This window comes from Pseudomonas sp. LABIM340 (assembly GCF_040017195.2).
Taxonomy (GTDB): domain Bacteria; phylum Pseudomonadota; class Gammaproteobacteria; order Pseudomonadales; family Pseudomonadaceae; genus Pseudomonas.
The window spans coordinates 3,365,912-3,390,830 of record NZ_CM200227.1; the positions used below are offsets into that span (position 1 = coordinate 3,365,912).

The following is a 24,919-nucleotide window of genomic DNA, read 5'->3' on the forward strand; positions in this document are numbered from 1 at the left end:
CGCCAGGGTGTTGCGGCGCTCTGCCAGTTTCAGCGGCCGGCGAGGTAGGCGGCGGCCAGTGTACAGGCGCGCTCGATCAGCATGGGCGCCAGTTCCCGGGCGGTTTCGCTGTTGCGTCGGGTGTGTACCCAGCCCAGGTAGGTGGTGCCGCGCAGGGCGAGGAACAGCGGCAGGGCGGCGCGGTCGGCAGCGGACAGCGGCTTGACCGAGTCGTAGCCGGCCAGCAGCGCCGCCTGGATCCGCGCCAGGCGCGGGTCGTCCAGGCAGAAGTACAATGCGGTGGCCAGCTCGAACATGTGCCAGCCGAAGCCGGCATCGTCGAAGTCGATCAGCTGCAGTTCGCCGCCTTCGAGTAGCAGGTTTTCCGGCACCAGGTCGGCGTGGATCATGCCGAAGTTGCCCAGGTTGCGGCCGTAGCGGCGCAGGTCGAGACGCGCTTCCTGGCGCGCGCGCTGGAGCAGTTCGTGCTGCTCGGCGCTGAGCAGGTCCAGCTCCCAGAAGCGTCCCCAGAACGGGTTGGCGCCGACCAGACCTTCCTCGTCCCAGGCGTGCCGGGTGAATTCGTTGGGCTGGCGCCACTGCGCTGAATTCAGGTGGATGCGCGCGGCCACGGCGCCGGCCTGATGGAACAGCGCTTCGATGTCGCCGTCGGCGCTCAGACCTTGCTCGGCGGAGCCCAGGGTACTGCCGGACAGCCAGCCGAGCATGTCGACGAAGCGCGGCTCTGCCAGGGACGCGCTGCGCACCTCGGCCAGGTGTTCGCCGCTGCGGGTGCGGATGATGCTCGGTACGCCGATGCCACTGGCGGCCAGTTGCTCCATCCAGGTCAGCTCCGAACGCAGTGCCGCTTCGCTGTGGTAGCCGCCGCGGTGCACGCGCAGGGCGCTGCGCGTGCCGTCGCTGCGGGTGGCGCAGAACACCGCGTTCTCGCGGTACTTGAGCAGTTCCAGGCCGACGAAATCGCCGTCCCAGTGGCGCAGGGCGTCCAGCGCCAGGTCGCGCAGGCAGGCGATCTGCTGGTCGTGATCGAGCTCTGCGAAACAAACCTTGGAAAAGTCGTTCATGGTGGCTCCTCAGAGTTCGCTCAGGACCTGGTCCAGGGTGTCGATGAACAGCTCGCCGTGCTCGGCCTCGAACACCAGCGGCGGGCGAATCTTGAGGATGTTGTCGTCGCCGCCGATCTTGCTGATCAGCACGCCACGCTGGCGCATGCTGTTGACGATGCGCCGCGCTTCGAGGCCGGCCGGCTCGCGGCTGGAGCGGTCGCGCACCAGTTCCACGGCGAAGAACAGACCCTGGCCGCGAACGTCGCCGATGATCGAGTGGCGCTCGGCGAGACGGTGCAGCTCGGCGCTGAGCTTGGCGCCCTGGCGCCGGGCGTTGCCTTGCAGGTCCTGCTCGGTGATCACGTCCAGCACCGCCTGGCCGACGGCCGCGGCCACCGGCGAGCCGCCGAAGGTGTTGAAGTACATGTTGCTGCGGCCGAAGGTCTCCACGCGCTCGCGGCTGGTCACCACGCCCGCCAGGGGGAAGCCGTTGCCCATGGGTTTGCCGAGGGTGACGATGTCCGGCACCAGCGGGTGCGACTGGTGGCCCCACAGGTGGTCGCCGGTGCGGGCGAAGCCCGATTGCACCTCGTCGGTGATCAGCAGGCCACCGGCCTCGCGCACCAGCTTCGCCACGCGCTCCAGGTAGCCTGCCGGCAGGCGCGGGATTCCTTCGTTGGCGAACAGGGTGTCGATCAGCATGGCCGCCAGGCCGACGCCGGCCGCCTGCAGCTCGGCGATGGCCTCGGCGACCTTGGCTACATAGCGGTCGGCCACTTGCTCGGGCGTGCCATCGGCATGGTAGAGGCAGGGGATCGGCACGGCCCGCGCATGCATCGAGAACGGCTCGGAGCTGGGCAGCGCGGTGGTCACCGCCGCCAGCGTGGTGGTGTTGCCGTGGTAGTTGTAGTCGCTGACGATCACGCCCTTGTTGCCGGTGGCGAAGCGCGCCATGCGCAGGGCCAGTTCGTTGGCCTCGCTGCCGGTGCAGGTGAACATCAGGCTGTCCAGCGGTTCGGCAAAGGTCGCGGTGAGGCTCTCGGCGTAGCGCACCACGCGCTCGTTGAGGTAGCGGGTGTGGATGTTCAGCGTCGCCGCCTGTTCGGCCATGGCCGCCACCACCTTGGGGTGGCAGTGGCCGACGCAGGGCACGTTGTTGTAGCAGTCCAGGTAGCGCTTGCCGGCGGCGTCGATGAGCCAGACGCCTTCGCCTTTCACCAGCTCCAGCGGCTCGTCGTAGAACAGCGGCGAGGCATCGCCCATGACCTGGTGGCGGCGTTGCAGCAGGGTCGATTCAGACATTCTCGGCATTCTCCAGGGGCTTGCCGGCGCGGGATGCGGCGCGCAGCAGGTAGTTGAGGATCAGGGCGGCGACCACCAGCGCCAGGGCACTGAGCATCGCCACTTCCAGCTGGAAGCAGGCGGCGATCACCACCAGCGTCAGCAGCATGCCGACGCTGGCCACGAGCGGGCCGCCGCGCAGGCGGAAGGGGCGCACCAGGCCGGGCTGGGTGCGGTGCAGGCGCAGGTAGGCGGCGAACAGCACCAGGTGGCAGCTGCCCAGCAGCAGGACGATGCACAGCAGGAGCTTTTCCGGCGGCACCAGGGTCAGCGGCAGGCCGATCACGGTCAGCATCAGCAGGGCGACGTAGGGCGCGCCACGGCGGTTGGTGCGGGCCAGGGCGGCGGGGAAGAAGCCGTCGCGGGCCAGGGCGAACAGCTGGCGGGAAGCGGAGAACACCACCGAGAAGAAGGTCGCCAGCAGGCCGCACACGGCGCCGGAACCGACCAGCAGAGGCAGCCAGTCACGCTCGCCGTAGAGTCCGCCGTGGGTCATGGCGGCGTACAGCGGGTCACCGGCGTTGCCGACCACTTCCACACCGGCGGCGCCCGGCGCGCTGATCACTACGGTCAGGGCGGTCAGCAGCAGGGTGCCGACGGCGGCGATGATCCCGCGCGGCATGCTGCGGCCCGGTTCAGCGGCTTCCTCGGCGGCCGAGGCCACCTGCTCCAGGCAGATGAACATCCAGATGGCGAAGGGTACGCAGGCAAATACGCCGCCGACGCTCACGCCCGGCAGGGCGCTGCCGGCGCTGGGCAAGAGGTTTTCCCAGTGCACGTGGGGCAGCATGGCGCCGCCGAAGGCCAGCAGTGCGATGGCCGCCACGGCGCCGGCCAGCAGGGTCAGCCCGAGAGCCTCGCCGACGCCGATGATGTGGATGCCGATGATCAACGCGAACAGGCCGATGCGCACCGGCCAGCCGCCGAAGCCGAACACCGACTCCATATAGGCGGCGAGGAAGTTGGCGGCCGCGCCGGTGCCGATGGTCAGTGCCAGCGCGCAGGCGGCGCCGACCAGGTAGCCGACGAAGGGCCCGAAGGCCAGCTGCGCGTAGGCGAATACACCGCCGGCATGGGGCCGCGCGGTGGAAAGTTCGCACACGCAGAGCGCCAGGCCGCCGCAGAGCACGGCCATCAGCAGGGTGGCGACGAGCATATTGGCCCAGCCGCTGCTGGCCAGGCCGTAGTTCCAGCCGGAGAACTGCCCGGCGATGACCAGTGAAATGCCGAGCCCGGCGATCTGGGGCCAGCGGAGTACGCCTTGTTTGAGCATGGTGAGTGTCCCTTGCCTGTGAGTGATGGAGGTTGAACGGCAGTCAGCCGCGCGCGCCGGAGCGCAGCGGGCAAGGGAAGTGTTCGGCGGGTGCCGACGGTTGGATGCGTGGAGTCATGGGGCGGCCCTTCTTTTTGTTTTATGGGTTGGTGCACGCGCCGGCCGTCAGGTGCGGCGGGCAGGGAGAAGGTACGAAGGGCGCGGGGTGGGGCGATATCAGAAATGCGCAAAGTCGCGGAGCGGGCGTGCGCCCACAAAAAAGCCCCGCATTGCGCGGGGCTCTTTCATTCACTCGTCACTCAGGCGTGCTTGCGCAGCTCGGTGCTGAGGCCGGCCTGGGCGATCGTTGCGATCGCCTGGTCCCGTGTGGCCTCGGAGTCGTACAGCTTGCTGGTCAGCAGTTCTGCACCGGTGTTATCGCGGATCACGAAGAAATTCTTGCCGCCGGGGGACATCTGGCGCTTGTAGCGCTCGACGGCCGCACAGGAGCTGCGGAGGCTGTTGATGGCCTGCTCGGCTGCCTCCTGTGTCGGGTAGGCCAGAGTTTCCAGCAGAGTACCGTGGGCAGTGTTCTTGAGCAGAACGCGACGGTTGCCGCTGCTGAGTTCCTTGATTTCATACCAACCGGGCATGTGTAGCTCCATATAACCGGTGTCAACGTCCTGCGGGTGTTCCCGCAGGGTGACAGGCCAGTTTAGGAGTACGGGCGTTCTATTTGTATAGGAAAAGTCCTATGAATCATGAGGTTACTGTATCAATTTGTCTCAGGGTCGCAGGTTTCAGAACGTCGCCTTGACCTGAAGGCCGAGCAACAGGGTGTTGTCGATGTCCTGGCCGGAGAAGGCGCCCGGCTCGATGACGTATTGCAGATCCGGGCGCAGGGTCAGCCAGGGCGTGGCCTGGTAGCCGTAGCTCAGTTCGATGAGTTGTTCGCCGCTGTCCAGGTCCGGGTAGTCCTGGCCGTTGGCGAGAGCGTTGTTCTCCTGTACCTCGCGGCTGCGCGGGTTGGGTACGGCGCGGCCATAACCCAGTGCGAGGCTGTCCTTCGGGCGGCTTTCGAAGGGCTTGTAGAGCACGACGCCGGCGCCATACCACTTGGTGAAGGGCGAGGCGGCGCTGCTGGCGGCCGAGGCCTGGCCGAAGACGTGCAGGCTGCGCCCCCTGGAGGTCGGGTCGCTCCACACGGCCTGGTCCACCAGCAGGTAATGACCGCTGCGGCCGGACTCCTGCTTGTCGCTGCCGATGCGCTGCACGTCGGAGCTGTCGTAGTACCAGCCCAGTTTGTACTCGCCGGGCAGCTCGCCCTGAGGTTTGTAGATCAGCTCGATGGGTACCACCGTGCCGGTGGTGTGCTTGGGGGTGAGGTGCCAGGCGCGGCTGGAGTTGCCGTTGCTTTCCGGGTCGACGTTGAAGGCGGCGATGCGCAGTTGCCAGTCCGGCGCGAAGCTGTACTTCACCCGTGCGCCCAGGTGCGCGTTGGGGTAGTTGGTCCAGCCGCTGCCGCCGGACATGTTCAGCGGGTGGCCGCAGAAGCCGGCGTTCATGAAGTTGCAGAGGATGCCGCTGTCCAGTCCGCCGACATCGTTGCCCATGGCCATGTAGCCGAGCTTGAGGTTCACCGCCCGGCTCAGGTCGCGCTCGTAGCTCAGCTCGGTCAGGCGGGTGTAGAGGCCGCCGTAGTTTTCCTGCACCGGCAGGCGGTTGCCCACCAGGTCTTCCGAGGCGCTGTTGCCGCGGCGGTCGTTGATGGTCAGCTGGACCTTGCCGCCGTTGTCCAGGCCATAGAGTTTCGACAGGTCGAACTGCACGCCCAGCTTGATGTTCTGCGAATAGCGCGCCGAGCGGTGCAGGCCGCCGTGGGCGTTGTAGGCGGTCTCGCCGCTGTAGTCGCCGGTGAACTTGACGCCATCCTGCTCCATCTGGTGGCGCAGGCCGCCCCAGTCGCCGGTCATGGTGGGTCGGTCGAGCAGGCCTTCTTCAGCCAGCGCAGGCAGCGAGGCGACGCACAGCAGCAGGCCGGGCGTGAGGCGAAGGGAAGTGCGCATGGGATTTCCTGAACGTGAAGCGAATAAAAAAAGGCGCGGTGGTAGTGCCGCGCCGGAAGGAGACGCCCGCACGAGGCGGGCGCGATGGGATCGTTACGCCGGGCCGCTCACTGCTTGTCGGGCAGCGCGTAGGCCATCACGTAGTCGCCGCGGTCGGTGGACTGGCGCGCACCGCCAGCGGTGATGACGATGAACTGCTTGCCGGTCTTGGGCGACACGTAGGTCATCGGGCCGCCCTGGCTGCCGACGGGCAGGCGGGCCTTCCAGATTTCCTTGCCGTTGCCGCTGTCGTAGGCGCGCAGGTAGAAGTCCTGGGTACCGGCGATGAACACCAGGCCGCCCTGGGTGGACAGCGTGCCGCCGAGGGTCGGCAGGCCGATGGGGATCGGCAGGTGCATGCGGATGCCCAGCGGGCCGGTGTCTTCCACGGTGCCGACCGGTACCTGCCAGGCCACCTGGCGGGTCTTCATGTCGATGGCGGTGAGGGTACCGAACGGCGGTGCCTGGCACGGGATGCCGGCCACCGAGAGGAAGCGGTTCTTGTTCACCGCGTAGGGCGTGCCCTTGAGCGGTACGGCACCCATCCCGGTGTTCAGCGCTTCGCCGCCGCCGGCCGCCGCGCCCTTGTTGGCCGAGGGAATCATCTGGATCCACAGGCCCAGGCGCATGTCGTTGACGAAGATGAAACCGTGCACCGGGTCGGTGGAGAGGCTGCCCCAGTTCATGCCGCCCAGGGAACCGGGGAAGCTCAGCGACAGGTCGGTGCCCGGCGCGGTGTAGAGGCCGTCGTAGCGCATCTTCTTGAAGTCGATGCGGCACAGCAGCTGGTCATACGGCGTGGCGCCCCACATGTCCGATTCGGTGAGGGTCTGCGCGCCGATCTGCGGCATGCCGACGGATTTCGGCTGGGTCGGCGAGTAGGGCTCGTTGGGGATATTGCTCGGTTTGACCGGCACGTCCTTCACCTCGGTGAGCGGCTTGCCGGTGGCGCGGTCGAGCACGTAGATCTGCCCGGCCTTGGTGCCGATCACCACGGCCGGCACGGTCTTGCCGTCGTCTTTGGTGAAGTCGATCAGGCTCGGCTGCATCGGCAGGTCGAAGTCCCAGAGGTCGTTGTGCACGGTCTGGTAGACCCACTTCTCGGCACCGGTGGTGGCGTCCACGGCGAGGATGGAGGCGCCGTAGGTGTGGTCGAGCTTGCTGCGCTCCACGCCATAGATGTCGGTGGAAGAGCTGCCCATGGGCAGGAAGACGGTATTCATCGCCGGGTCGTAGGACATCGGCGCCCAGCTGTTGGGGGTGCTGCGCACGTAGGTCTTGCCGTCCGCCGGGGCCTGCTTGTCCTCCGGGTTGCCCGGGTCGAAGGCCCAGCGCATGGCGCCGGTGATGACGTCAAAGCCACGGATCACGCCGCCGGGCATGTCGGTCTGGACGTTGTCCGCGACGCGGCCGCCGACCACCACGGTGGTGCCGGCCATCAGCGGGGCGGATGAGAGCTGGTAGTAGGAATCGGGCACGTCACCCAGGCCGGCCTTGAGGTCGACCTGGCCATTGTTGCCGAAGCCCTGGCAGAACTCGCCGGTGTCGGCGTCCACCGCGATCAGGCGCGCGTCGATGGTGTTGGTCAGCAGGCGACGCTGGCAGTTGGCGCCGGCCGGAACGCTGGCGGCGATGACTTGCGAGCTGTTCGGCTGGGTCGGCTGGACGATCTCTTTGGTGGCATCGAAATAGGCCATGCCACGGCAGCGCTGCCAGACCTTGGACTGGGCGTTGATCTCGTTCTTCCAGAGTTCCTTGCCAGTGTCCGCGTCGAGGGCGATCAGGTTGTTGTGCGGGGTGCAGATGAACACCTTGTCGCCGACCTGCAGCGGGGTGAGCTGGTCTTCCGCGCCGTTGCCGTCGCTGATCGCCACATCACCGGTGTGGTAGGTCCAGGCCACCTTGAGCTTGTCGACGTTGCCACGGTTGATCTGGTCCAGCGCAGCGAAGCGGCTGCCGCCCTCGGTGTTGCCGTAATGGGCCCAGTCCTTCTGCGCGTGGGCCGGGTCAACCGGCGTCAGGCCAGGACCGTTGCCAGTGGGGGCGACGCTGGGGTGGGCGACGAACATGTTGCCGGCGGCAATCACCACCAGCACTGCCAGCACGCCAGCGATGCCGTATGCACCCCTACCAGCCTCGCGGCCTGCGGAGCGGGCCAGCAGCGGGTAGACCAGAGCAACTACCACGCCGATCGCGCTGAACATGAACAGGCGCGAGAACAGCGGCCAGAACACCAGCCCGGTGTCGGCCATGGCCCAGACCGCGGTTGCCACCAGGAACGCGGCGAACAGCCAGGCGCCGGCCGGCTTGCGAAGGGCGATCAGCATGCCGGAAAGGGCCATGGCCAGACCGCCGATGAGGAAGTACCAGGAACCGCCGAGGCTGACCAGGCGGATGCCGCCGGCGGCCAGGGCGAGGCCGAGGAGGGCGATGACCACACCCAGGCCGAGGAGGATGAAAGTGCTCACGCGGGAGGCGCGCTGTATCGGTTTCATACAGAAGGTTCTCACTGTTGGATTCGCCGATTATACTCTTAGCAAGCTAATTAACTAGATAGTACAATCGTCGAAGATGCAAAACCGGACGAATGAAATAGCCTCCCGCACCGGTTCTTACCCAGAACATCCTGACCCACAATACCCCTGTGCAGCGGCTGCCGAGACTGTCAGCATCGCTGCTCGGTCCTACAGAAGAATCCTAGCTGCCGTGCCTGTTTCCCGCTCCGTTGTGCCCGCCCGACTCAAACTGCTGCCGCTGCTGATCTGCGGTGTTGCCCACGGCCAGCTGGCCCGCGCGGCTGACCCGCAGAGCACCGAGCAAGCCCTGGCCGCGCCCATGGTGGTGACGGGCGCCTATGCGCCGGTGTCGAGCTTCGACCTGCCGTTCTCCATCGACACCGTGCAGCAGCCGCAGCTCAGCGATGGCCAGCTCGGCGTCAATGCCTCCGAAGTGCTGCAGCGCGTGCCCGGCCTGGTGGTGCAGAACCGCCAGAACTACGCCCAGGACCTGCAGATTTCCTCCCGTGGTTATGGCGCGCGCTCGGCCTTCGGCATTCGCGGGCTGAAGCTGCTCAGCGACGGCATCCCCGCCAGCACGCCGGACGGCCAGGGCCAGGCGGCGACGCTGAACCTCGACGCCGCCGACCGCATCGAGGTGCTGCGCGGCCCGGCCTCTACGCTCTACGGCAGCAACAGCGGCGGGGTGATCCAGATGTTCTCCCGCGACGGCTACGGACCGCCGAAGGTCGGCGCGGAAAGCACCTTCGGCAGCGACGGCTTCAACAAGAATCACCTGTATGCCGAGGGCGGCACCGACCAGGCCGGGTTCCTGCTCGACGCCTCGCGCATGGACACCGACGGCTACCGCGACCACAGCGCTACACGCCGCGACCAGACCTTCGCCAAGCTCAACTTCAAGCCCGACGAAGACAGCCGCATGGCGCTGATCTACAGCAGCCTGGAGCAGAACAACACGCAGGACCCGCTGGGCCAGACCTGGGACGCCTATAAGCACGACCCGCGCTCCGTCGCTCCAGCTGCCGAGCTGTACAACACACGCAAGAGCATCGATCACCAGCAGCTGGGCATGAACTACGAGCGCTATTTCGGCGATGCGACCCTGCAGTTCAACCTCTACGCCGGCCAGCGCAGCGTGGTGCAGTACCTGTCGATCCCCCGGACCGTGGCCTCCAACTCCCAGCGTGGCGGCGGGGTGGTGGACTTCGACCGCGAATTCCACGGCGGCACCCTGCGCTGGATCCAGCCGGTGCACGGCGTGCCGGGCGAGCTGACCGTCACCACCGGGGTGGACTACGACCGCAGCGAGGATGACCGCAAGGGCTTCCAGAACTTCAGCGGCGACCAGTTGGGCGTGAAGGGTGAGATGCGCCGCAACGAGAACGACATCGCCACCAGCCTCGACCCTTACGTGCAGGCACGCTGGGAACTGGGTAACTGGACCTTCGACGCCGGCCTGCGGCACAGCACCATGAAGATGGAAGTGGACGACCGCTACCTGGCCAACGGCGACTCCAGCGGCTCGAAGAAGTACCAGCAGAACAACCCGTCGCTGTCGGTGATGTACGCCTTCACCCCCGAGCTGCACGGCTACGTCAGTGCCGGCAAGGGCTTCGAGACTCCGACCCAGGCCGAGATGGCCTATGCGCCAGGGCTGGCCGAAAGCTTCAACTTCGGCCTCGACCCGGCCACCAGCACCCAGTACGAGATCGGCCTGAAGGCCAAGGTCGCCGGTAATACGCGGGTCAACGCGGCGATCTTCGAGATACGCACCGACGACGAGATCGTCGTCGCCAGTTCCAGCGGCGGCCGCACCAGCTATCAGAACGCCGGCAAGACGTTGCGCCGCGGCTTCGAGCTGGGCGTGCAGAGCGACCTGTCTGACCACTGGCAGGCCAACCTGGCCTACACCCGCCTGGATGCCACCTACGACGAGGACTTCGTCGAGAGCGGCGCTACCATCGACAAGGGCAACCACCTGCCCGGCGTGCCCGGCAGCAGCCTGTTCGGCGAGCTGGTATGGAAACCGCAGGATGGCATCAGCATGGGCGTCGAAGGCCAGTACCGCAGCAAGGTCTATGTCGAGGACAGCAACGAGGACAAGCCGGCTCCCAGTTACGCGGTGTTCAACTGGCGCACCCGCTTCGAGCAGCATGTCGGGCCCTGGACCTTCCACCAGCTGGTGCGCCTGGACAACCTGCTGGATCGCCAATACGTCGGTTCGGTGATCGTCGGCGACAGCAACGGGCGCTATTACGAGGCGGCGCCGGGGCGGTCGTGGTATGCGGGGGCGGGGCTGGAATACCGGTTCGAGTGAGCCGGCGGCAGGATCACCTTCCAATGTTCCGATTGTCGTCTGCGGGGCGCCATGACGCCCCTGAATCCTCTATCCTCGCGTCCTTTGCATTTCCTGAGACGAGTTTGTAATGGGCAGATGGGTAATGGGCGCACTGTTGATGTGCGTGGCGGGCATGGCGTCGGCGGCTGATCCGCTGTTCGGCAAGTACAACTACGGTGCGGCGCAGAAAGGCTTCGGCAAGCAGCAGGGCTTCGTCGAATGCCTGCAGCCCATGGGTGTCACCGCGCGCTGCAAGGATGGGGTGGACTACGCGGGCACGCGCTTCCGCCTGGCGCTGACCTTCGACAAGCAGAAGCTGGTCGAAGCGGTGCTCTACAGCGAATACAACGACGCCGCCTACCGGCGCGTGCTGCAGGAAGTGGCCAAGCGCTTCATGCTGGTGGCCATCGCCGACGACAAGAACGTGGTCGACGTCCTGGCGCACACCCTCAACCCGAACCGCACCGAGGCCGACGCCAAGGCCATCGGCGACTTCGAGACCCATGCGCTGCGCAGCGGGATGATCAGCTATCGCCTCTACGAGCAGCTCGACAAGTACATCAAGCCGGGCCTCGACGCCCGCCAGGTACTGGCTACCGTGCCGGCGAGCATTCGCGTGGCCGAGGTCACGGTGAAGCACGGCAAGTCCGATAACTGGCTGATCGTGAAGTTCTCCAAGCCGGGCCTGGCGCCGAAGAAGCCCAAGGCCTGATCCGCACTCGCCTGATCGCGGTTACCCCTGTAGGAGCGGGCCATGCCCGCGAATTCGCCGGCAGGCGAATGGGCGTTCAGGCTGAATCCGAGCCTGCATCCCTCGCGGACAACGTCCGCTCCTGCGGAAAACACCTGCGCAGGGGAAGCTCGGGCACTGCTCCGGACGAACAACCCCTTCGCCCACCGGCTTCATATCTTCGTATGAGGCCTTCCCCCGGATTGCATGGAATGGACGATTGTTCGCCACTGGCCTGACGCAGGACAGTGGCGCCACTACCGTTCAACCTGGAATCCGCACATGAAACGTTCCCTGTGGCTGGAGGAAATCGCCTCCGAGCTGACTCCGCTGCCTGCGCTGGAAGGCCCGCTCGACGTCGACGTGGCCATCGTCGGCGGCGGCTTCGTCGGCCTCTGGACCGCGCTGCGCCTGCTGGAGCTCAAGCCTGACTGCCGTATCGCCATCATCGAGCGCGACATCTGCGGCGGCGGCGCCTCGGGGCGCAACGGCGGCTTCGTCATGTCCTGGTGGCCAAAGATCAGTTCGCTGGCCGCGCAGTGCGGCAAGGACGAGGCACTGCGCCTGGCCCGTGCCTCGGCGGCGGCCATCGGTGAGATCGAGGATTTCTGCAAGGCCCACGACATCGACGCGCACTTCCGCCGCGCCGGCTGGTTGTGGACTGCCACCACCGACGCCCAGCGCGGTGCCTGGAAGGGCGTGCAGCAGACCTGCGAGCGCCTTGGCGAACCGGTGTTCCAGTCACTCTCCGACAGCGAAGTGGCGCGCCGAGCGGGCTCCGCGAAACACCTCGAAGGCGTGCTCGAAGCCAGCAACGCCACCGTGCAACCAGCCCGCCTGGTGCGCGGCCTGCGCCGGGTGGCGCTGGAAAAGGGCGTGCGCATCTTCGAGAACACCCCGATGCTCAGTTTCGAGCGCGGCCGGCCGGCGGTGATCCGCACCCCCGGGGGCGAACTGCGCGCACCGAAGGTGGTGATGGCGACCAACGCCTGGGCGGCAGCGATTCCCGAACTGCGCCGCACCATCCTGCCGGTGACCAGCACCGTGGTCGCCACCGCGCCGATCCCCGAGCGCCTGGAGCAGATCGGCTGGACCGGCGGCGAAGCCATTACCGATTCGCAACTGATGGTCGACTACTACCGCACCACGCAGGACGGCCGCATCGCCTTCGGCAAGGGCACCGGGATGATCAGCTTCGCCAGTCGCATCGACGAGAGCTACGACCACAACCCGCAGCTCAGCGAAGACACCGAGCAGGACCTGCGCCGCACCTACCCGCAGCTGGACGACGTGGCGGTGACCCACAGCTGGTCCGGCCCCATCGACCGTACCTACGACAGCCTGCCGGTGTTCGGCCACCTCGATGGCGCGCCACACATCGTCTATGGCATCGGCTGGAGCGGCAACGGCGTCGGCCCGAGCCGCCTGGGCGGGCGCATCCTCGCCAGCCTGGCACTGGGTATCGATGACGAATGGAGCCGCTGCGGCCTGGTTGGCCGGCAGCCCAAGCGCTTCCCGCTCGAACCGGTGCGCTACGTCGGCGGCCTGATGGTGCGCGGCGCGGTGCAACGCAAGGAGCAGGCCGAGGCGCAGAACCGCAAGGGCGGCTGGCTCGACCGCACCCTGGCCGGCTTTGCCCCGGCGGGGCTCGAAGACAAGGACCTCTAGGAGAAAAACCATGCCCCAACCGATCCTGCTCACCGGCACCGCCGGCCTCGAACTGCCGGCGCCGCAGCCGGTGAAGGAACCCCTGGGTACGCCGGTATCCAGCACCGCAACCCACGCCGAGGAAGGCGAGGGCGGCCTGCTCACCGGTGTCTGGGAATGCACGCCCGGCCGCTGGCGGCGCCAGGTGCTGTCGCGGGAGTTCAGCCACTTCATCAGTGGCCACTGCCTGTTCATCCCGGACGACGGCGAGCCGATCGAATTGCGCGCCGGCGACGCCGTGCTGTTCCCGGCGAACTGTCAGGGCACCTGGGATATCCGCGAAACCGTGCGCAAGAGCTTCGTCATTATTCCCTGATCCCAGCGTCTATTCCGGCAATCTGCGCCGAGCGCAGCGCGATCCAGAGGACGGCCACGTCCTCGGTGCAGTCCAGCGAGCGCTCGGTGATTTCCTCGATACGGCGGATGCGGTAGACCAGCGTCTGCTTGTGTACGTTGAGCCGTTGCGCGGCCTTCTGCCAGGAGCGGTTCTGCTCGAGGAAGACGCGCAGGGTGTGCTGCAACTGGCCGCCCTGCTGCGCGTCGTAATCCGCCAGCGCGCCCAGCACCCGGCGATGCACGCGCCGTGCTTCTTCCAGGCTCGCCGGCAGCCAGGACTGCTCGCCCTGGGCATCGGCGTAGGCCACCAGCGGCCGCTGACGGTTGGCATGGGCCAGTGCAAGACGCGCCTCGCGCAAGGCTTCCACCGCCCGTAATGCATGGCCCAGCGGGTTGCTGTGGCCAAGGGTGCAGTCCAGCTCGGACTGGAGGGTTTCGGCCTGCGCCGGATCGCTCAGCAGCAGGATCAGCTCGTTGCCCTGATGACGCACCAGCAGGCCCATTCCCAGTCGCTGAAGGCGTTGCTGCCAGTGCCTTGGCAGCTCGCCGGCGGCGCGCGCCAGTACCAGGCAGGCGGCATCCACCGGGCAATTCAGCTGCGCCAGCCGCTCCTGCGCGGCGCGCTCGATGAGGCGCTGCTGCAGCAGGTCGTCCAGCAATTCAGAACCCAGGCGCAGCATGCGCTCGTGCTCGACCTGGGCGCGCTCCAGCTCGATCCCCAGTACCGCCACGATGTGATGCAGCAGGCCGTAGTCGAGCAGCTCGCCGCCGGTGGCGAGGATTTCGCAGGTGGTCAGCGACGGCAACGGCATCACCAGCGCTTCCTGCTCGCCATTGCTGCAGCGGGTCACGGTGTCCGGTACCGAGCGGCGCTGGGCGAGGGTTTCCCGCCAACTGGCCGGCAGCGGCGGCAGGCCCTCTTGCCAGGGTTGCAGGGTGGCCGAGTCGAACAGATAGAGCTGCGCGCGCACGTCGCTGCACAGCCGGCGCAACAGCCCGGCGAGGCCGAGACCGCGCAGGCCGATGCGGGCGCTTTCATAGATGCGCGTCACGGCGCTGCGGCGCTCGTGTTCTTCCTGCTTGCTGGCGTCGACGATGGCGCGGGTCACGGCGGAGAAGGGCACCGCGTAATCGGTCATCAGCAGCGGGAAACCCAGTTGGCAGGCTTCGTCCTGCAGGGCCTGGATATCCGCCGGGGCCTGCATGTTCTCGCCGATCATCAGCCCCGAAATGCGCGCCCCGGCCAGCCGCTTCAGGTAATCCCGCTGTGCCTGTGCCTGGAGGGGAATGCCGATGCCGGTGGTCATCAGCAGGTCACCTTCGCCCAGCCACTCGGTCGGGTCCGCCAGCTCGCACACATGCGCCCAGCGCAGGCGCCGGCCGACGCCCTCGCTGCCGCCGAGCAGGCGGGTGCGCAGGGAGGCGTTGTCGAGGATGTCCTGGATATGGAAAGGCATGGCAGGTCCGCGGGCAGGAGTGACGATCGATCGGGCCGGCAAGCATGCCACCAAGCGCGAGGCCTTGTCGCGCCTGGCTTGAGCGAGCCTTGCGGGCTTCGTACCGGGATACGAGCAGGGCCCTTCGAATTGTAGTTCCGTCTGATTGTGGAGCCTGGCGGCGGCCCCAAGACTAGCTGGCAGTGCGCCATGCGAGCCCTTGGAGGCCCCGGATGGCGCCGCCTGCCGCGAGGCGGGCCGTCTACTCACCGGAGACCATAACAATGAACAAGATCCTGAGTTCCTCCATCGCCTGCGCCCTGGGCTGCGCGGCGACTTTCCCTGCTTTCGCCGACCTCACCGTGGTCTCCCACGGCGGCGCCAACAAGGCTGCCCAGGTCAAGGCCTTCTACCAGCCCTACATGCAGCAGAGCGGCAGCCGTCTGATCGCCGACGAGTTCAACGGCGAGATGGCCAAGGTCAAGGTGCAGGTCGATACCGGCAGCGTCTCCTGGGACGTGGTGGAGATGGAAATGCCGGAACTGGCGCGGGCCTGCGACGAGGGCCTGCTGCAGGAAATCGGCGAGCAGCCAGGCATCGCCAAGCTCGCCCCGGATCTGCTGGACGGCGCGGTACAGCCGTGCGGCGTGGGCTTCTTCGTCTGGTCCACGGTGTTGGCCTACAACGCCGACAAGCTCAAGAGCGCGCCAACCGGCTGGGCGGATTTCTGGGACACGCAGAAATTCCCCGGCAAACGCGGCCTGCGCAAGGGCGCGATGTACACCCTGGAGTTCGCCCTGATGGCCGACGGCGTGGCGCCGAAGGACGTCTACGCCGTGCTCGGGACGAAGGAAGGCCAGGATCGCGCCTTCAAGAAGCTCGACCAGATCAAGCCGAGCATCCAGTGGTGGGAAGCCGGCGCCCAGCCGCCGCAGTACCTGGCTTCCGGCGACGTGGTGATGAGCTCTGCCTACAACGGCCGGATCGCCGCCGTGCAGGATGAAAGCCAGCTGCGCGTGGTGTGGAACGGCGGCATCTACGACATGGACGCCTTCGCCATTCCCAAGGGCGCGAAGAACACCGAGGAAGGCCTGCGCTTCATCCAGTACGTGCTGCAGACCGAGCAGCAGAAAAACTACGCGCAGCAGATCGCCTACGGTCCGGTGAACCGCGCCGCCGTCCCGCTGGTGGACGCCGCCCGCCGCACCAACATGCCCACCGACGAGGCCAACCTGGCCGGCCAGGTGGCGATGAACGCGGCCTTCTGGGCCGACCATGGCGAGCAGCTGGAGCAGCGCTTCAACGCCTGGGCCGCCAAGCAGTAAAACTTCACAGTGTGCGGCGTCGCCGCACTTTCAGGCCGCCTCAGGGCGGCCTTTTTTGTGGGCGCTCCTACAACGACTAGCACCGTGACTCCCTTGTAGGAGCGGGCCATGCCCGCGAACCGCGGACGAAGTCCGCGCGTCCCGTCGTGCATCGGTACCGTAAGCCCTGCTTACGGATCGCGAGCATGGCTCGCTCCTACAAAGACCAGCACCGCGACGCCCTTGTAGGAGCGGGCCATGCCCGCGAACCGCGGGCGAAGTCCGCGCGTCCCTTCGCGCGTTGGTACCGTAAGCCCTGCCTACGGATCGCGAGCGTGGCTCGCTCCTACAAAGACCAGCACCGTGACTCCCTTGTAGGAGCGGGCCATGCCCGCGAACCGCGGACGAAGTCCGCGCGTTCCTTCGTGCGTCGGTACCGTAAGCCCTGCTGACGGATCGCGAGCATGGCTCGCTCCTACAACGACCAGCACCGTGACTCCCTTGTATGAGCGGGCCATGCCCGCGAACCGCGGACGAAGTCCGCGCGCCCCTTCGTGCGTTGGTACAGTAAGCCCTGCTTACGGTTCGCGAGCATGGCTCGCTCCTACAAAGACCAGCACCGTGACTCCCTTGTAGGAGCGGGCCATGCCCGCGAACCGCGGATGAAATCCGCGCGTCCCGTCGTGCATCGGTACCGTAAGCCCTCTTACGGTTCGCGAGCATGGCTCTCTCCTACAGGGAACTCCGTGCCTGGCCGGATCGCCGGGCACAAAAAAGCCCATCGGCGCTGCCGATGGGCTTTGGGTCAAACGCGAGCGCGGATCAGGTCGCTAGGCTCAGCGACGCCGACTGCTGCAGCGAACGGCCCTTGGTTTCCGGCGCCCAGGCCAGGCAGATGAAGAACGCCAGCAGCGTGATGCCCGCACCGATCAGCAGGGTGGCCTGCAGGCCTATGGACTCGATGCCGATGGGCATCAGGTAGGTGCCGGTCGCCGCGCCGATGCGGCTGAAGCCGACCGCCACGCCGACAGCGGTAGCGCGCACGGAAGTGGGGAACAGCTCGTTGGGGTAGATCCACTCCAGGATGCTCGGGCCGCCGGAAACGAAGGCGTAGAAGGCGAAGGCGCCGACGATGAACCAGGCCGGCGCGTCCGCCCACAGGCCCAGGGCCAGCAGCGGCAGCGCCATCAGCGCGAAGGGCACCACCACCATGGGGCGGCGGCCCCAGGTTTCCACCAGTTTCAGTGCCGGGATCACGCCGATGGCGAAGAGGATGGCGATCATCAGCTCGCCCAGGGTGGAGGAGTTCTCGCCTTTGATGCCGGCGGTCAGCAGGATCATGCTGCCGAAGGTGTAGAGCACGTATTGCGGGGTGATCTGCGCGAAGTAGAGCATGCCGCACATGATGGTGCGCTTGAGGTAGCCGCCCGAGGAAATCATCTTCAGGTCGCTTTTCCACGAACGATGACGGCCACCGTCGTTCAGCTCGGCGACGTCGGCAGGGGTGATCACCACGTCCTTGCCGTAGACCAGCTTGATGACCTTCTGCGCTTCCTCGATGCGCCCCTTGCTGGCCAGCCAGCGCGGCGATTCCGGGATGCCGCGGCGGATCAGCACGACGATGATGCCCACCACCGCGCCGCTGAACAGCATCCAGCGCCACAGCGAGTGGTCACCGGTCCAGGAGACCATCAGGTAGCCGACGATGAACGCGGTCATGGCACCGCAGGACCACGCCAGCCCCGACACGCCGATCATGAAGCCACGGCGCTTGGACGGGGTGAACTCGGTGAGCAGCGAGGTGGCGATGGGGTAGTCCGCGCCGACCGCGAGACCGATGACGAAGCGCAGCACGATCAGTTGCCAGGCCTCGGTGACGAAGGCCGACAGGCCGCAGGCGATCACCAGCACGGTGAGGTCCAGGGCGTACATGGTTTCCCGGCCGATGCGGTCGGTGATGGCGCCGAACACCGTGGCGCCAAAGAAAATGCCCAGCAGCGAGGCCGCGCCGATCAGGCCGGTTTCCACCGAGGTGGCGGCGATGTCCTGGCCGAAGCCGATCAGCGCGATGCCGATCAGGCTGAGGATGTAGCCATCGAGGAAGGGACCGCCGCAGCAGGCCAGCAGCAATTTCCGGTGAAATTTCGATACCGGGGAATGTTCAATGACATCAAACACGCTCATGGGTACAACCTTTGTTGAATTTATAAGTGGCCGGGCAGGCAGCTTTCTGGAGCCGGCAGCGGGCGGCAGGAGCCCGCGTTCAGCGGCCGGCAAGGAGGAGGGAGAGGGTGCAGGGGGAGGCCTGGGCGGACAATTCACCCAAGGTAAGAAGCAGCGCAGAGGGCTTTGTACGATCGTATGAGCGGCGCCGCTGTGGCGCTCAGCGTGTGCTGGCCTGTTGCAGCAGCAGGTGCACGGTGGCGCAGCAGCCTTGCCCCGGCAGGTGGGAAACCTGCAGCTCGCCGCCGATGCTGTTGATCAGGTGCTGGGCGATATTCAGGCTCAGGCTGTTGCGGGCCGGGTTGCGCGCGGGGTAGTCGCGGGTCAGTTCGGACAGGGAATAGGCGCGCATTTCCCGGCGCTTGCTGCCCGGCAGACCTTCGATGGTGATGCGCACGCCCATCTGCTGCTGTTTCGGGCTGGCGGCGATGCGCAGCTGGACGCTGCCGTCGTCGGTCAGGTCGATCACGTACAACCCCAGATGGCGCAGGGCCTCGCGCAGGGACTTGGCGTCGACCAGCAGGGATTTGCGCGAGCGACTGTCAGCCTCCAGTTGCAGCGGCAGCCGTTTCTGGTCGGCCGGTGCGTGCAGGACGTCGAGGACCTCGGCGGCGAGCTCGTCCAGCCGCGTCGGCATCAAGGGTACGTCGTCCTGGGCGACGAGCGCCCGCTTGAGCGAGGCGCCGTGGACCTTCAGTTCCTCGAGTATCGCCAGGGCCTGGTCTAGGTCCTTGGAGTCGGGCTGCGCGAGGGTGTCGGCGAGCGCCTCGATACGCTCGTTGAGATGGGTCGTCGCGCTGGTGAACAGATCGGTCAGTTGCTGGTGCGCCAGTTCGCTGGCTTCGGCGCGGCTGCGCAGTTCGTTGAGCTGGTCGTAGCGCTCGGTGATATCGGTACTGCAGCAGATCATCCCGAGCAGGTTGCCGTCGCTGTCGCGGTAGGGCGTGCCCCAGTGGTGCAGTACCCGGCGCTGGCCATGGACGCTGAGTTCGATGTCCTTGTTGAAGGACTGCTCCTCGCTGATGGCCCGCTGCAGGAAGCGCAGCATGTTGCGGGCGTCGCTCGGCTGGTACCAGTCCACCTCGGTGGTGCGGGTGCCGAGCACATCGTCCAGCTCCGACTGGTACAGCTCCAGGTGCGCCGGGTTGGCGTACACCAGGCGTGCTTCGGTATCTCGGACGTAGAAAGCCGCCGGCAGGCTTTCCACCATGGAGCGCCACATGGGTGCTTCGCCGCCGTCGGCGCCCGAGTCATGGGTATGACTCGCCGGTGCCGCGAGATGGTTGCGGCGGGCGAAATCGATCAGGTCCAGCATGCTGGAGAGGTTGAGCTTGCTGCGCATGCGGGCGCGGTAGGTGCTGACGGACTTCTCGCTGATGGTCAGCTCGTGGGCGATTTCCTGGTTGCTGTACCCACTGGCGAGCAGGCTGAGCACGCTCAGTTCGCGGTTGGACAGTGAGGCCACGCGCTCGGCATCGTTCTCGTGGACGCTGCCGCGGTGCACGCTGCCGAGCATGTCAACGGGGAAGTAGCTGTGCCCGCGCAGGAGCACCGCCAGGGCTTCCTTGAGCCGGTCGATGTCCTGGTGCTTGCTGACGAAGCCCGAGGCGCCCACCTGAAGGAAACGGCCGACGTAGTGCTCTGAATCCTGGGTGCTGTAGCCCAGGATCGGCAGCGTCATGCCCCGGCTGCGCAGGCGCGAGATGACGTCCAGGCCGGTGAGCTGCGACAGGTCGATGTCGATGATCAGCAGGTCCGGCGCGAGGCGGGTGGTCAGGCTCAGCGCCTCCAGGCCGTTGCAGGCTTCGCCGACCACGCTGTGGCGCTCCGCCTGCAGCAGCATGCGCACCGCGTAGCGGGTCATCGGGTGTTCGTCCGCGATCAGTATCCGCGCCATCTCATCCCCCAGGTTTGCCCTTCACTCTAGGGCATGGCGATCTTTCTCGTGTAATCATTTTCCTACAAATCGTGACTGGTTTTCGCATCCTCACTGGGGCCGGGCACGCAAAGAATGGCGTCATCCGCTTCTCCCAAGGTGACTCGCCATGGAACCCCTCACACGCAGGCCCAACCTTTCCCACACGCCGTTGGCGCTGATTATCGCCATGTTGATCGCCACCCCGGTGCTGGCGACGGACTTCACTGCTCCCCAGGTTTTTACCGCCGCCAGTGGGCAACCCCACGCGCTCTCGCAGTCGCGCGTCGATATTCCCGACAATGGCCCGGCCATCAGCGTGCAGGGCACGGATTTCTCCCTGCGCGATGTGCTGCTGCGCAATGCCGGTAGCGGCGGCGCTCTGCAAGCGCTGGGCGGCGCGGCACTGAGCGCGACTACACTCGATGCCGAGACGCTCGGCGCCTCGAGCCCGGCCATCCGCGTCGACGGCAGCGATCTGCAACTGAGCGATTCGAGCCTGGTGACGCGGGGCATCCTCAGCCAGGGCATCCACCTCGGCGCGCAATCCGGCCTGCTGGTTCAGCGCACGACCATCGAAACCTTCGAGTCCAGCAGCACCGGCATTCTGGAGGAGAGCAACGCGCTGAGCGGCAGCGTCAGCGATTCCGCTATCCACACGCACAAGGCTGAAAGTGCCGGCGTGGGCATGACCGACAGTGGTCCGCTGGCGCTCATCAACACCCGAATCGTCACGGAGGGCACCGGCAGCGAGGGTGTCACACTGCGCAATAACAGCCGTGCGGCGCTGAGCCAGGGCAGCAATGTTCATACGCTGGGGGACAACGCTGCGGCGCTTGCGTCCGCCTACGGCTCTGCACTCAGCATGAGCGACGGCACGCTGTTCACCGAGGGCCGCCGGGCCACGGGAGCCTGGGCGCGCAACAGCAGCAGTATTGACCTGCAGCGCACCCAGGTACTGAGCGCTGGCACCCAGGCGCCGGCCCTGGAAATCGACGGCGACAGCCGCATCAGTGTGCTGGAAGGCTCGGTGGCCAACGTCGACGGCGGCACCGTACGGTTCACCGGCAGCTCCGGCGTCGGCCAGTTGAGCCTGACCGACACCGCGCTGACCGGGCAGCAGGCACTGATCGAAACCACCGGTGGCAGTCACGGACAGGCTACCGTGCAAGGCACCCGTTTGAATTCCAGCGGTGGCGCCGCCTTTGCCGTCGCGGCGGACAGCACGCTGGCGGCCGACCTGAGCGGCAGCACGGTCGATGCGCCGATACTTGCCAGCGTCGCCGGCAACGGCCAGCTGGCACTGGCTGCGGACGGCAGCTCGCTGCGCGGCAACACCTTCCTCCAGGACCCGTCCCGCGGCCGTCTGGACATGGACCTGCACTCGGGCAACTGGTCCTTCGACAGCCACTCCGCCGTGAGCAACCTGAAGCTGCAGGACGCCACGGTGTTCTTCAGCGGCACCGGCTACCAGGTGCTGACGGTCAACGGCGACCTCAGCGGGAACGGCAAATTCCAGATGAAGACCGACCTTTCCAGCTCCCAGGGCGACCTGCTGCAGGTGCTGGGCCAGGCCCAGGGCAGCCACGAGATACTGGTGGCTGACAGTGGCCGGGACGCCCAGGGCGCCCCGCTGAAACTGGTCGGCACTGGTGGCGGCGCCGGGCAATTCAGCCTGCTGGGCGGCCACGTGGATGCTGGCGCCTTCCGCTACGGCCTGCAGCAGCAGGGTAATGACTGGTACCTGGTGCAGAAAGGCCAGTTGGCCCCGATGCTCGCGCTGACCCCCTCGAAACAACCACAGCAGGTGCCGGTGCCCAACGGCTCCAGCATCCCGATGACCGCACTGACGCCTGCCATGCTTCCGCAGAAGGTGCCCGTGCCCACCGGCAGTACGCTGCCGATGACCGCACTGACCCCGTCGCTGCCCCCGCAACGGGTGCCGCAGCCCAATGGCAGCAGCATTCCGATGACCGCCTTGACTCCCTCGATGCCGGCCCAGCTCCTGCCCCAGCCGCAAGTGAAGCCCGACACGCAGCCGATGACCGCGCTGACGCCGGCGCAGCAGACGACGCTCACCACCAGCGTACCCAGTGTGGCCATGAGCACCCTGACCCCGGCAACCCGCCCGACCCATCAGGCACAGCGCCTGTCCAGCGGCGCGAATGCCGCGCTGGGCATGCAGACGGCGGCCGCCAACCTCTGGCAGAGCGAGCTGGGCACCCTGACGCGTCGCCTGGGCGAGCTGCGCCAGGGCCATGACCAGGGTGGCCTCTGGACCCGCGCCATGGGCGACAGAATGAATGTGGACACAGGCGACAGCCGCGCCTTCGAACAGAGCCTGAGCGGAGCCGAGATCGGCGCCGACCGCGCCTTCGAACAGACTGACGGCACCCTCTACGTCGGCGGCATGCTCGGCGCCGGCCATGCCGACCAGGACTTCGGCGAGCACAGCTCCGGCGATCTCGACAGCCGCAGCGTCGGCCTCTACGTCACCTGGTTGCGCGAAGACGGCTGGTATCTCGACTCAGTGCTGAAGTACGACCACCTGCGCGGCGAGGTAAAGGTGCCGACCAACATCGGTGGCCAGGTCCGCGGCCACTACGACTCCGATGCCTACGGCGCCAGCGTCGAGGTGGGCCGCACCCTGCAACTGGGCCAGGGCTGGTTCGTGGAGCCGCAGGTGCAGCTTTCTGGCGCCCATCTGCAAGGGCCGCAGTACACCAGCAGCGACGAACTGGAAGTGGACGGCGACGCAGTGGACTCCGTCCAGGCTCGGGCTGGCGGGCGTGCCGGGCGCAACTGGCAACTGGACTCCGGCGCGCAGTTGCAGGGCTACCTCAGCGCCTCGTGGATCGATGAGCTGGCCGGCGACAGCACGGTCAAGGTCAACGGCCACGAGCTCGATAACCAGCTGCCGGGTTCGCGCGCCGAACTGGGTGCCGGCGGTTCGCTGCTGGTCAGCGCCCACCAGAAGCTGATGGTCGAAGTCCACTACGCCAATGGCCACGAGATCGAGCAACCGCTGTCGCTGACCCTCGGCTACCGCTACCTCTGGTAGTCGACCATTCCGCTCGGGCGCACGCCGTGCGCCCTCTGGAGACCCATCATGAGTCGCGCTCGCATCGTCAGGACCGGCGCCATCGCCAGTCTGCTGGGTGTTGCTCTGGTACTGGCCGGCACCGGCTACCTGGCCTGGAGTCTGGTCGTGCAACACACCGGCGAACGCCTGGAGACGCTGGCCAGGCTCGCCTCCCAACGGGCGGACGACACCTTCGCCCAGGCCGCCGCAACGCTGCGCGAGCTGAACCGCTCGCCGCTGCCTCCATGCTCGGCGGAAGGCATCGAGCAGATGCGCCTGCTGGCCATCGACACACTGGCGGTGAAGGCGGTCGGGTACGTCGAGGAAGAGGTATTCGTCTGCAGCTCCTGGGGCCTGGTCGGACGCCCGGCGGAGCGCTGGCCGGAAGATTTCCGCACCCGCGAAGGCATGGGCGTATCCATCAACGTGCAGCCCTACGTGGCGCCGGCCAAACCCATGCTGGCCCTGCGCGATGCGGCGTTCAACCTGCTGATCGACCCCGAGCACTTCCTCGAAACCTCCCTCGCGCCCGGCGTCAGCCTGGCGTTGGGCACGCCGGCAGGGCACTGGCTGGGCACGCCGGCCGCCGGTTTCGCCCAGGTTCTCACGCGTATCCACAGCGAACCGCACACCGCGCTGCGGGACGGCTACCTCTATACGCGGGTCAACCACGGCAACTGGCAGACGGTGGCCGCCGTCAGCCGCGAGGCGTTGATCCGCGACCTGTGGCGCGAGCTGCTCATGCTCACGCCGCTGGCCCTGCTGCTTTCCGGCCTGTGGTGCTGGGTGATCGCACGCCGCGTGCGGGCCTACCTGTCACCGCTGGCAGTACTGACGCGTGCCGTGGCAAATGACGAATTCACCGCCTTCTACCAACCCATCCTCGACCTGCGCGACGGCCGTTGCATCGGCGCCGAGGCACTGGTGCGCTGGCTTCGCAAGGACGGCTCGGTGGCCATGCCCGAGAGCTTCCTGCCCCTGGCCGAATCCAGTGGGCTGGTCGAGTCGATCACCGCGCAGGTGATCGCAACGGTCTGCCGCGACCTGGGCGCCAGCCTCGCCTCGGGGCAGTTGCAGCACGTGTCGATCAACCTCTCCGCGCTCGACGTGGCAAGCGGGAATTTCCTGCCGCACCTGGTCGAAGCACGGCAGCAGGCGGGCATCGACCCCGGCAGCATCTGGCTGGAAGTAACCGAAAGCTGCCTGTTGAGTATCGACGCCGCGCACCGGACACTGGCGCAAAGCCGCGAGGCGGGCCACCCGATCGCCCTGGACGACTTCGGCACCGGTTACTCCAGCCTGCAATACCTGCGGCGCCTGCCGCTGGACCTGCTGAAGATCGACCGTTCCTTCGTCCAATCGCTGTCGGCCGGCGCGCCTTGCCCGGTGACCGACCACACCATCGCCATGGCCCGCCAGCTGGCCTTGCTGATGGTGGCCGAAGGCATCGAGACCGACGAACAACTGCAGTACCTGCGCCAGCGCAGCGTGCAGTACGGCCAGGGCTGGCTGTTCGGCAAGGCGATGCCGCTGAACGAATTCCTCGCTTACGTCGCCGGCCAGACCTGGCTGGTGGCCTCATGACTTC

Annotated in this window: 16 protein-coding genes; 7 read left to right on the forward strand and 9 right to left on the reverse strand. The window is 66.9% G+C overall.

The features are described 5' to 3' along the window. Positions 1-29: 29 nt before the first annotated feature. The 6 genes from ABKS89_RS15480 to ABKS89_RS15505 form a co-directional block, all read right to left on the reverse strand. Positions 30-1,064, reverse strand: coding sequence for a phosphotransferase enzyme family protein (locus ABKS89_RS15480; RefSeq protein ID WP_348590005.1), 1,035 nt, complete (start codon positions 1,062-1,064; stop codon positions 30-32). A 9-nt stretch (positions 1,065-1,073) separates the two neighbouring features. Then, entirely contained in the window at positions 1,074-2,348 is a 1,275-nt protein-coding gene (locus tag ABKS89_RS15485; protein ID WP_348590007.1) for an aspartate aminotransferase family protein, read from the reverse strand. After that, complete coding sequence (locus tag ABKS89_RS15490; RefSeq protein WP_348590009.1) at positions 2,341-3,660, reverse strand: amino acid permease; 1,320 nt, start codon at positions 3,658-3,660, stop codon at positions 2,341-2,343. The genes ABKS89_RS15485 and ABKS89_RS15490 overlap by 8 nt, the downstream gene beginning before the upstream one ends. Positions 3,661-3,959: 299 nt before the next feature. Continuing rightward, positions 3,960-4,292, reverse strand: coding sequence for a YegP family protein (locus tag ABKS89_RS15495; protein WP_138215745.1), 333 nt, complete (start codon positions 4,290-4,292; stop codon positions 3,960-3,962). 147 nt (positions 4,293-4,439) lie between these two features. Further along, positions 4,440-5,705 (reverse strand): carbohydrate porin, encoded by a 1,266-nt coding sequence (locus ABKS89_RS15500; RefSeq protein ID WP_348590011.1) that lies wholly within the window; start codon positions 5,703-5,705, stop codon positions 4,440-4,442. Positions 5,706-5,812: 107 nt separating this feature from the next. Continuing rightward, entirely contained in the window at positions 5,813-8,239 is a 2,427-nt protein-coding gene (locus ABKS89_RS15505; RefSeq protein WP_348590013.1) for a glucose/quinate/shikimate family membrane-bound PQQ-dependent dehydrogenase, read from the reverse strand. Positions 8,240-8,579: 340 nt separating this feature from the next. On the opposite strand from ABKS89_RS15505, the gene ABKS89_RS15510 reads away from it, so the two are divergent. The 4 genes from ABKS89_RS15510 to ABKS89_RS15525 all read left to right on the forward strand — a co-directional run bounded on the left by ABKS89_RS15510 (position 8,580) and on the right by ABKS89_RS15525 (position 13,351). After that, positions 8,580-10,577, forward strand: coding sequence for a TonB-dependent receptor family protein (locus ABKS89_RS15510; protein WP_348590079.1), 1,998 nt, complete (start codon positions 8,580-8,582; stop codon positions 10,575-10,577). Between the two features lie 109 nt (positions 10,578-10,686). After that, positions 10,687-11,310 (forward strand): hypothetical protein, encoded by a 624-nt coding sequence (locus ABKS89_RS15515; protein ID WP_348590015.1) that lies wholly within the window; start codon positions 10,687-10,689, stop codon positions 11,308-11,310. Positions 11,311-11,610: 300 nt separating this feature from the next. Further along, complete coding sequence (locus tag ABKS89_RS15520) at positions 11,611-12,996, forward strand: NAD(P)/FAD-dependent oxidoreductase (protein WP_348590016.1); 1,386 nt, start codon at positions 11,611-11,613, stop codon at positions 12,994-12,996. A 10-nt stretch (positions 12,997-13,006) separates the two neighbouring features. Beyond that, positions 13,007-13,351 carry a cupin domain-containing protein gene (locus tag ABKS89_RS15525; protein WP_169939025.1) on the forward strand — a complete coding sequence of 115 codons (345 nt, stop codon included), beginning with the start codon at positions 13,007-13,009 and terminating at the stop codon, positions 13,349-13,351. On the opposite strand, the gene ABKS89_RS15530 is transcribed toward ABKS89_RS15525, so the two are convergent. Then, entirely contained in the window at positions 13,341-14,828 is a 1,488-nt protein-coding gene (locus ABKS89_RS15530) for a PucR family transcriptional regulator (RefSeq protein WP_348590018.1), read from the reverse strand. The genes ABKS89_RS15525 and ABKS89_RS15530 overlap by 11 nt on opposite strands. Before the next feature lie 263 nt (positions 14,829-15,091). Here ABKS89_RS15530 and ABKS89_RS15535 point away from each other — a divergent pair, with 263 nt between their 5' ends. Then, positions 15,092-16,132, forward strand: coding sequence for an ABC transporter substrate-binding protein (locus ABKS89_RS15535; RefSeq protein WP_138215738.1), 1,041 nt, complete (start codon positions 15,092-15,094; stop codon positions 16,130-16,132). 801 nt (positions 16,133-16,933) lie between these two features. On the opposite strand, the gene ABKS89_RS15540 is transcribed toward ABKS89_RS15535, so the two are convergent. Next, positions 16,934-18,295 carry an MFS transporter gene (locus ABKS89_RS15540; RefSeq protein ID WP_348590019.1) on the reverse strand — a complete coding sequence of 454 codons (1,362 nt, stop codon included), beginning with the start codon at positions 18,293-18,295 and terminating at the stop codon, positions 16,934-16,936. 199 nt (positions 18,296-18,494) lie between these two features. After that, the gene (locus ABKS89_RS15545) at positions 18,495-20,231 is read right to left on the reverse strand and encodes a response regulator (RefSeq protein WP_348590020.1); all 1,737 of its coding nucleotides are present in this window, start codon (positions 20,229-20,231) and stop codon (positions 18,495-18,497) included. 148 nt (positions 20,232-20,379) lie between these two features. Between ABKS89_RS15545 and ABKS89_RS15550 the strand changes: the two genes are divergently transcribed. Together ABKS89_RS15550 and ABKS89_RS15555 are read left to right on the forward strand one after the other, a co-directional pair. Beyond that, positions 20,380-23,310 carry an autotransporter outer membrane beta-barrel domain-containing protein gene (locus tag ABKS89_RS15550; protein WP_348590022.1) on the forward strand — a complete coding sequence of 977 codons (2,931 nt, stop codon included), beginning with the start codon at positions 20,380-20,382 and terminating at the stop codon, positions 23,308-23,310. A 48-nt stretch (positions 23,311-23,358) separates the two neighbouring features. Beyond that, complete coding sequence (locus ABKS89_RS15555; RefSeq protein ID WP_348590024.1) at positions 23,359-24,915, forward strand: EAL domain-containing protein; 1,557 nt, start codon at positions 23,359-23,361, stop codon at positions 24,913-24,915. The last annotated feature ends 4 nt before the right edge of the window (positions 24,916-24,919 follow it).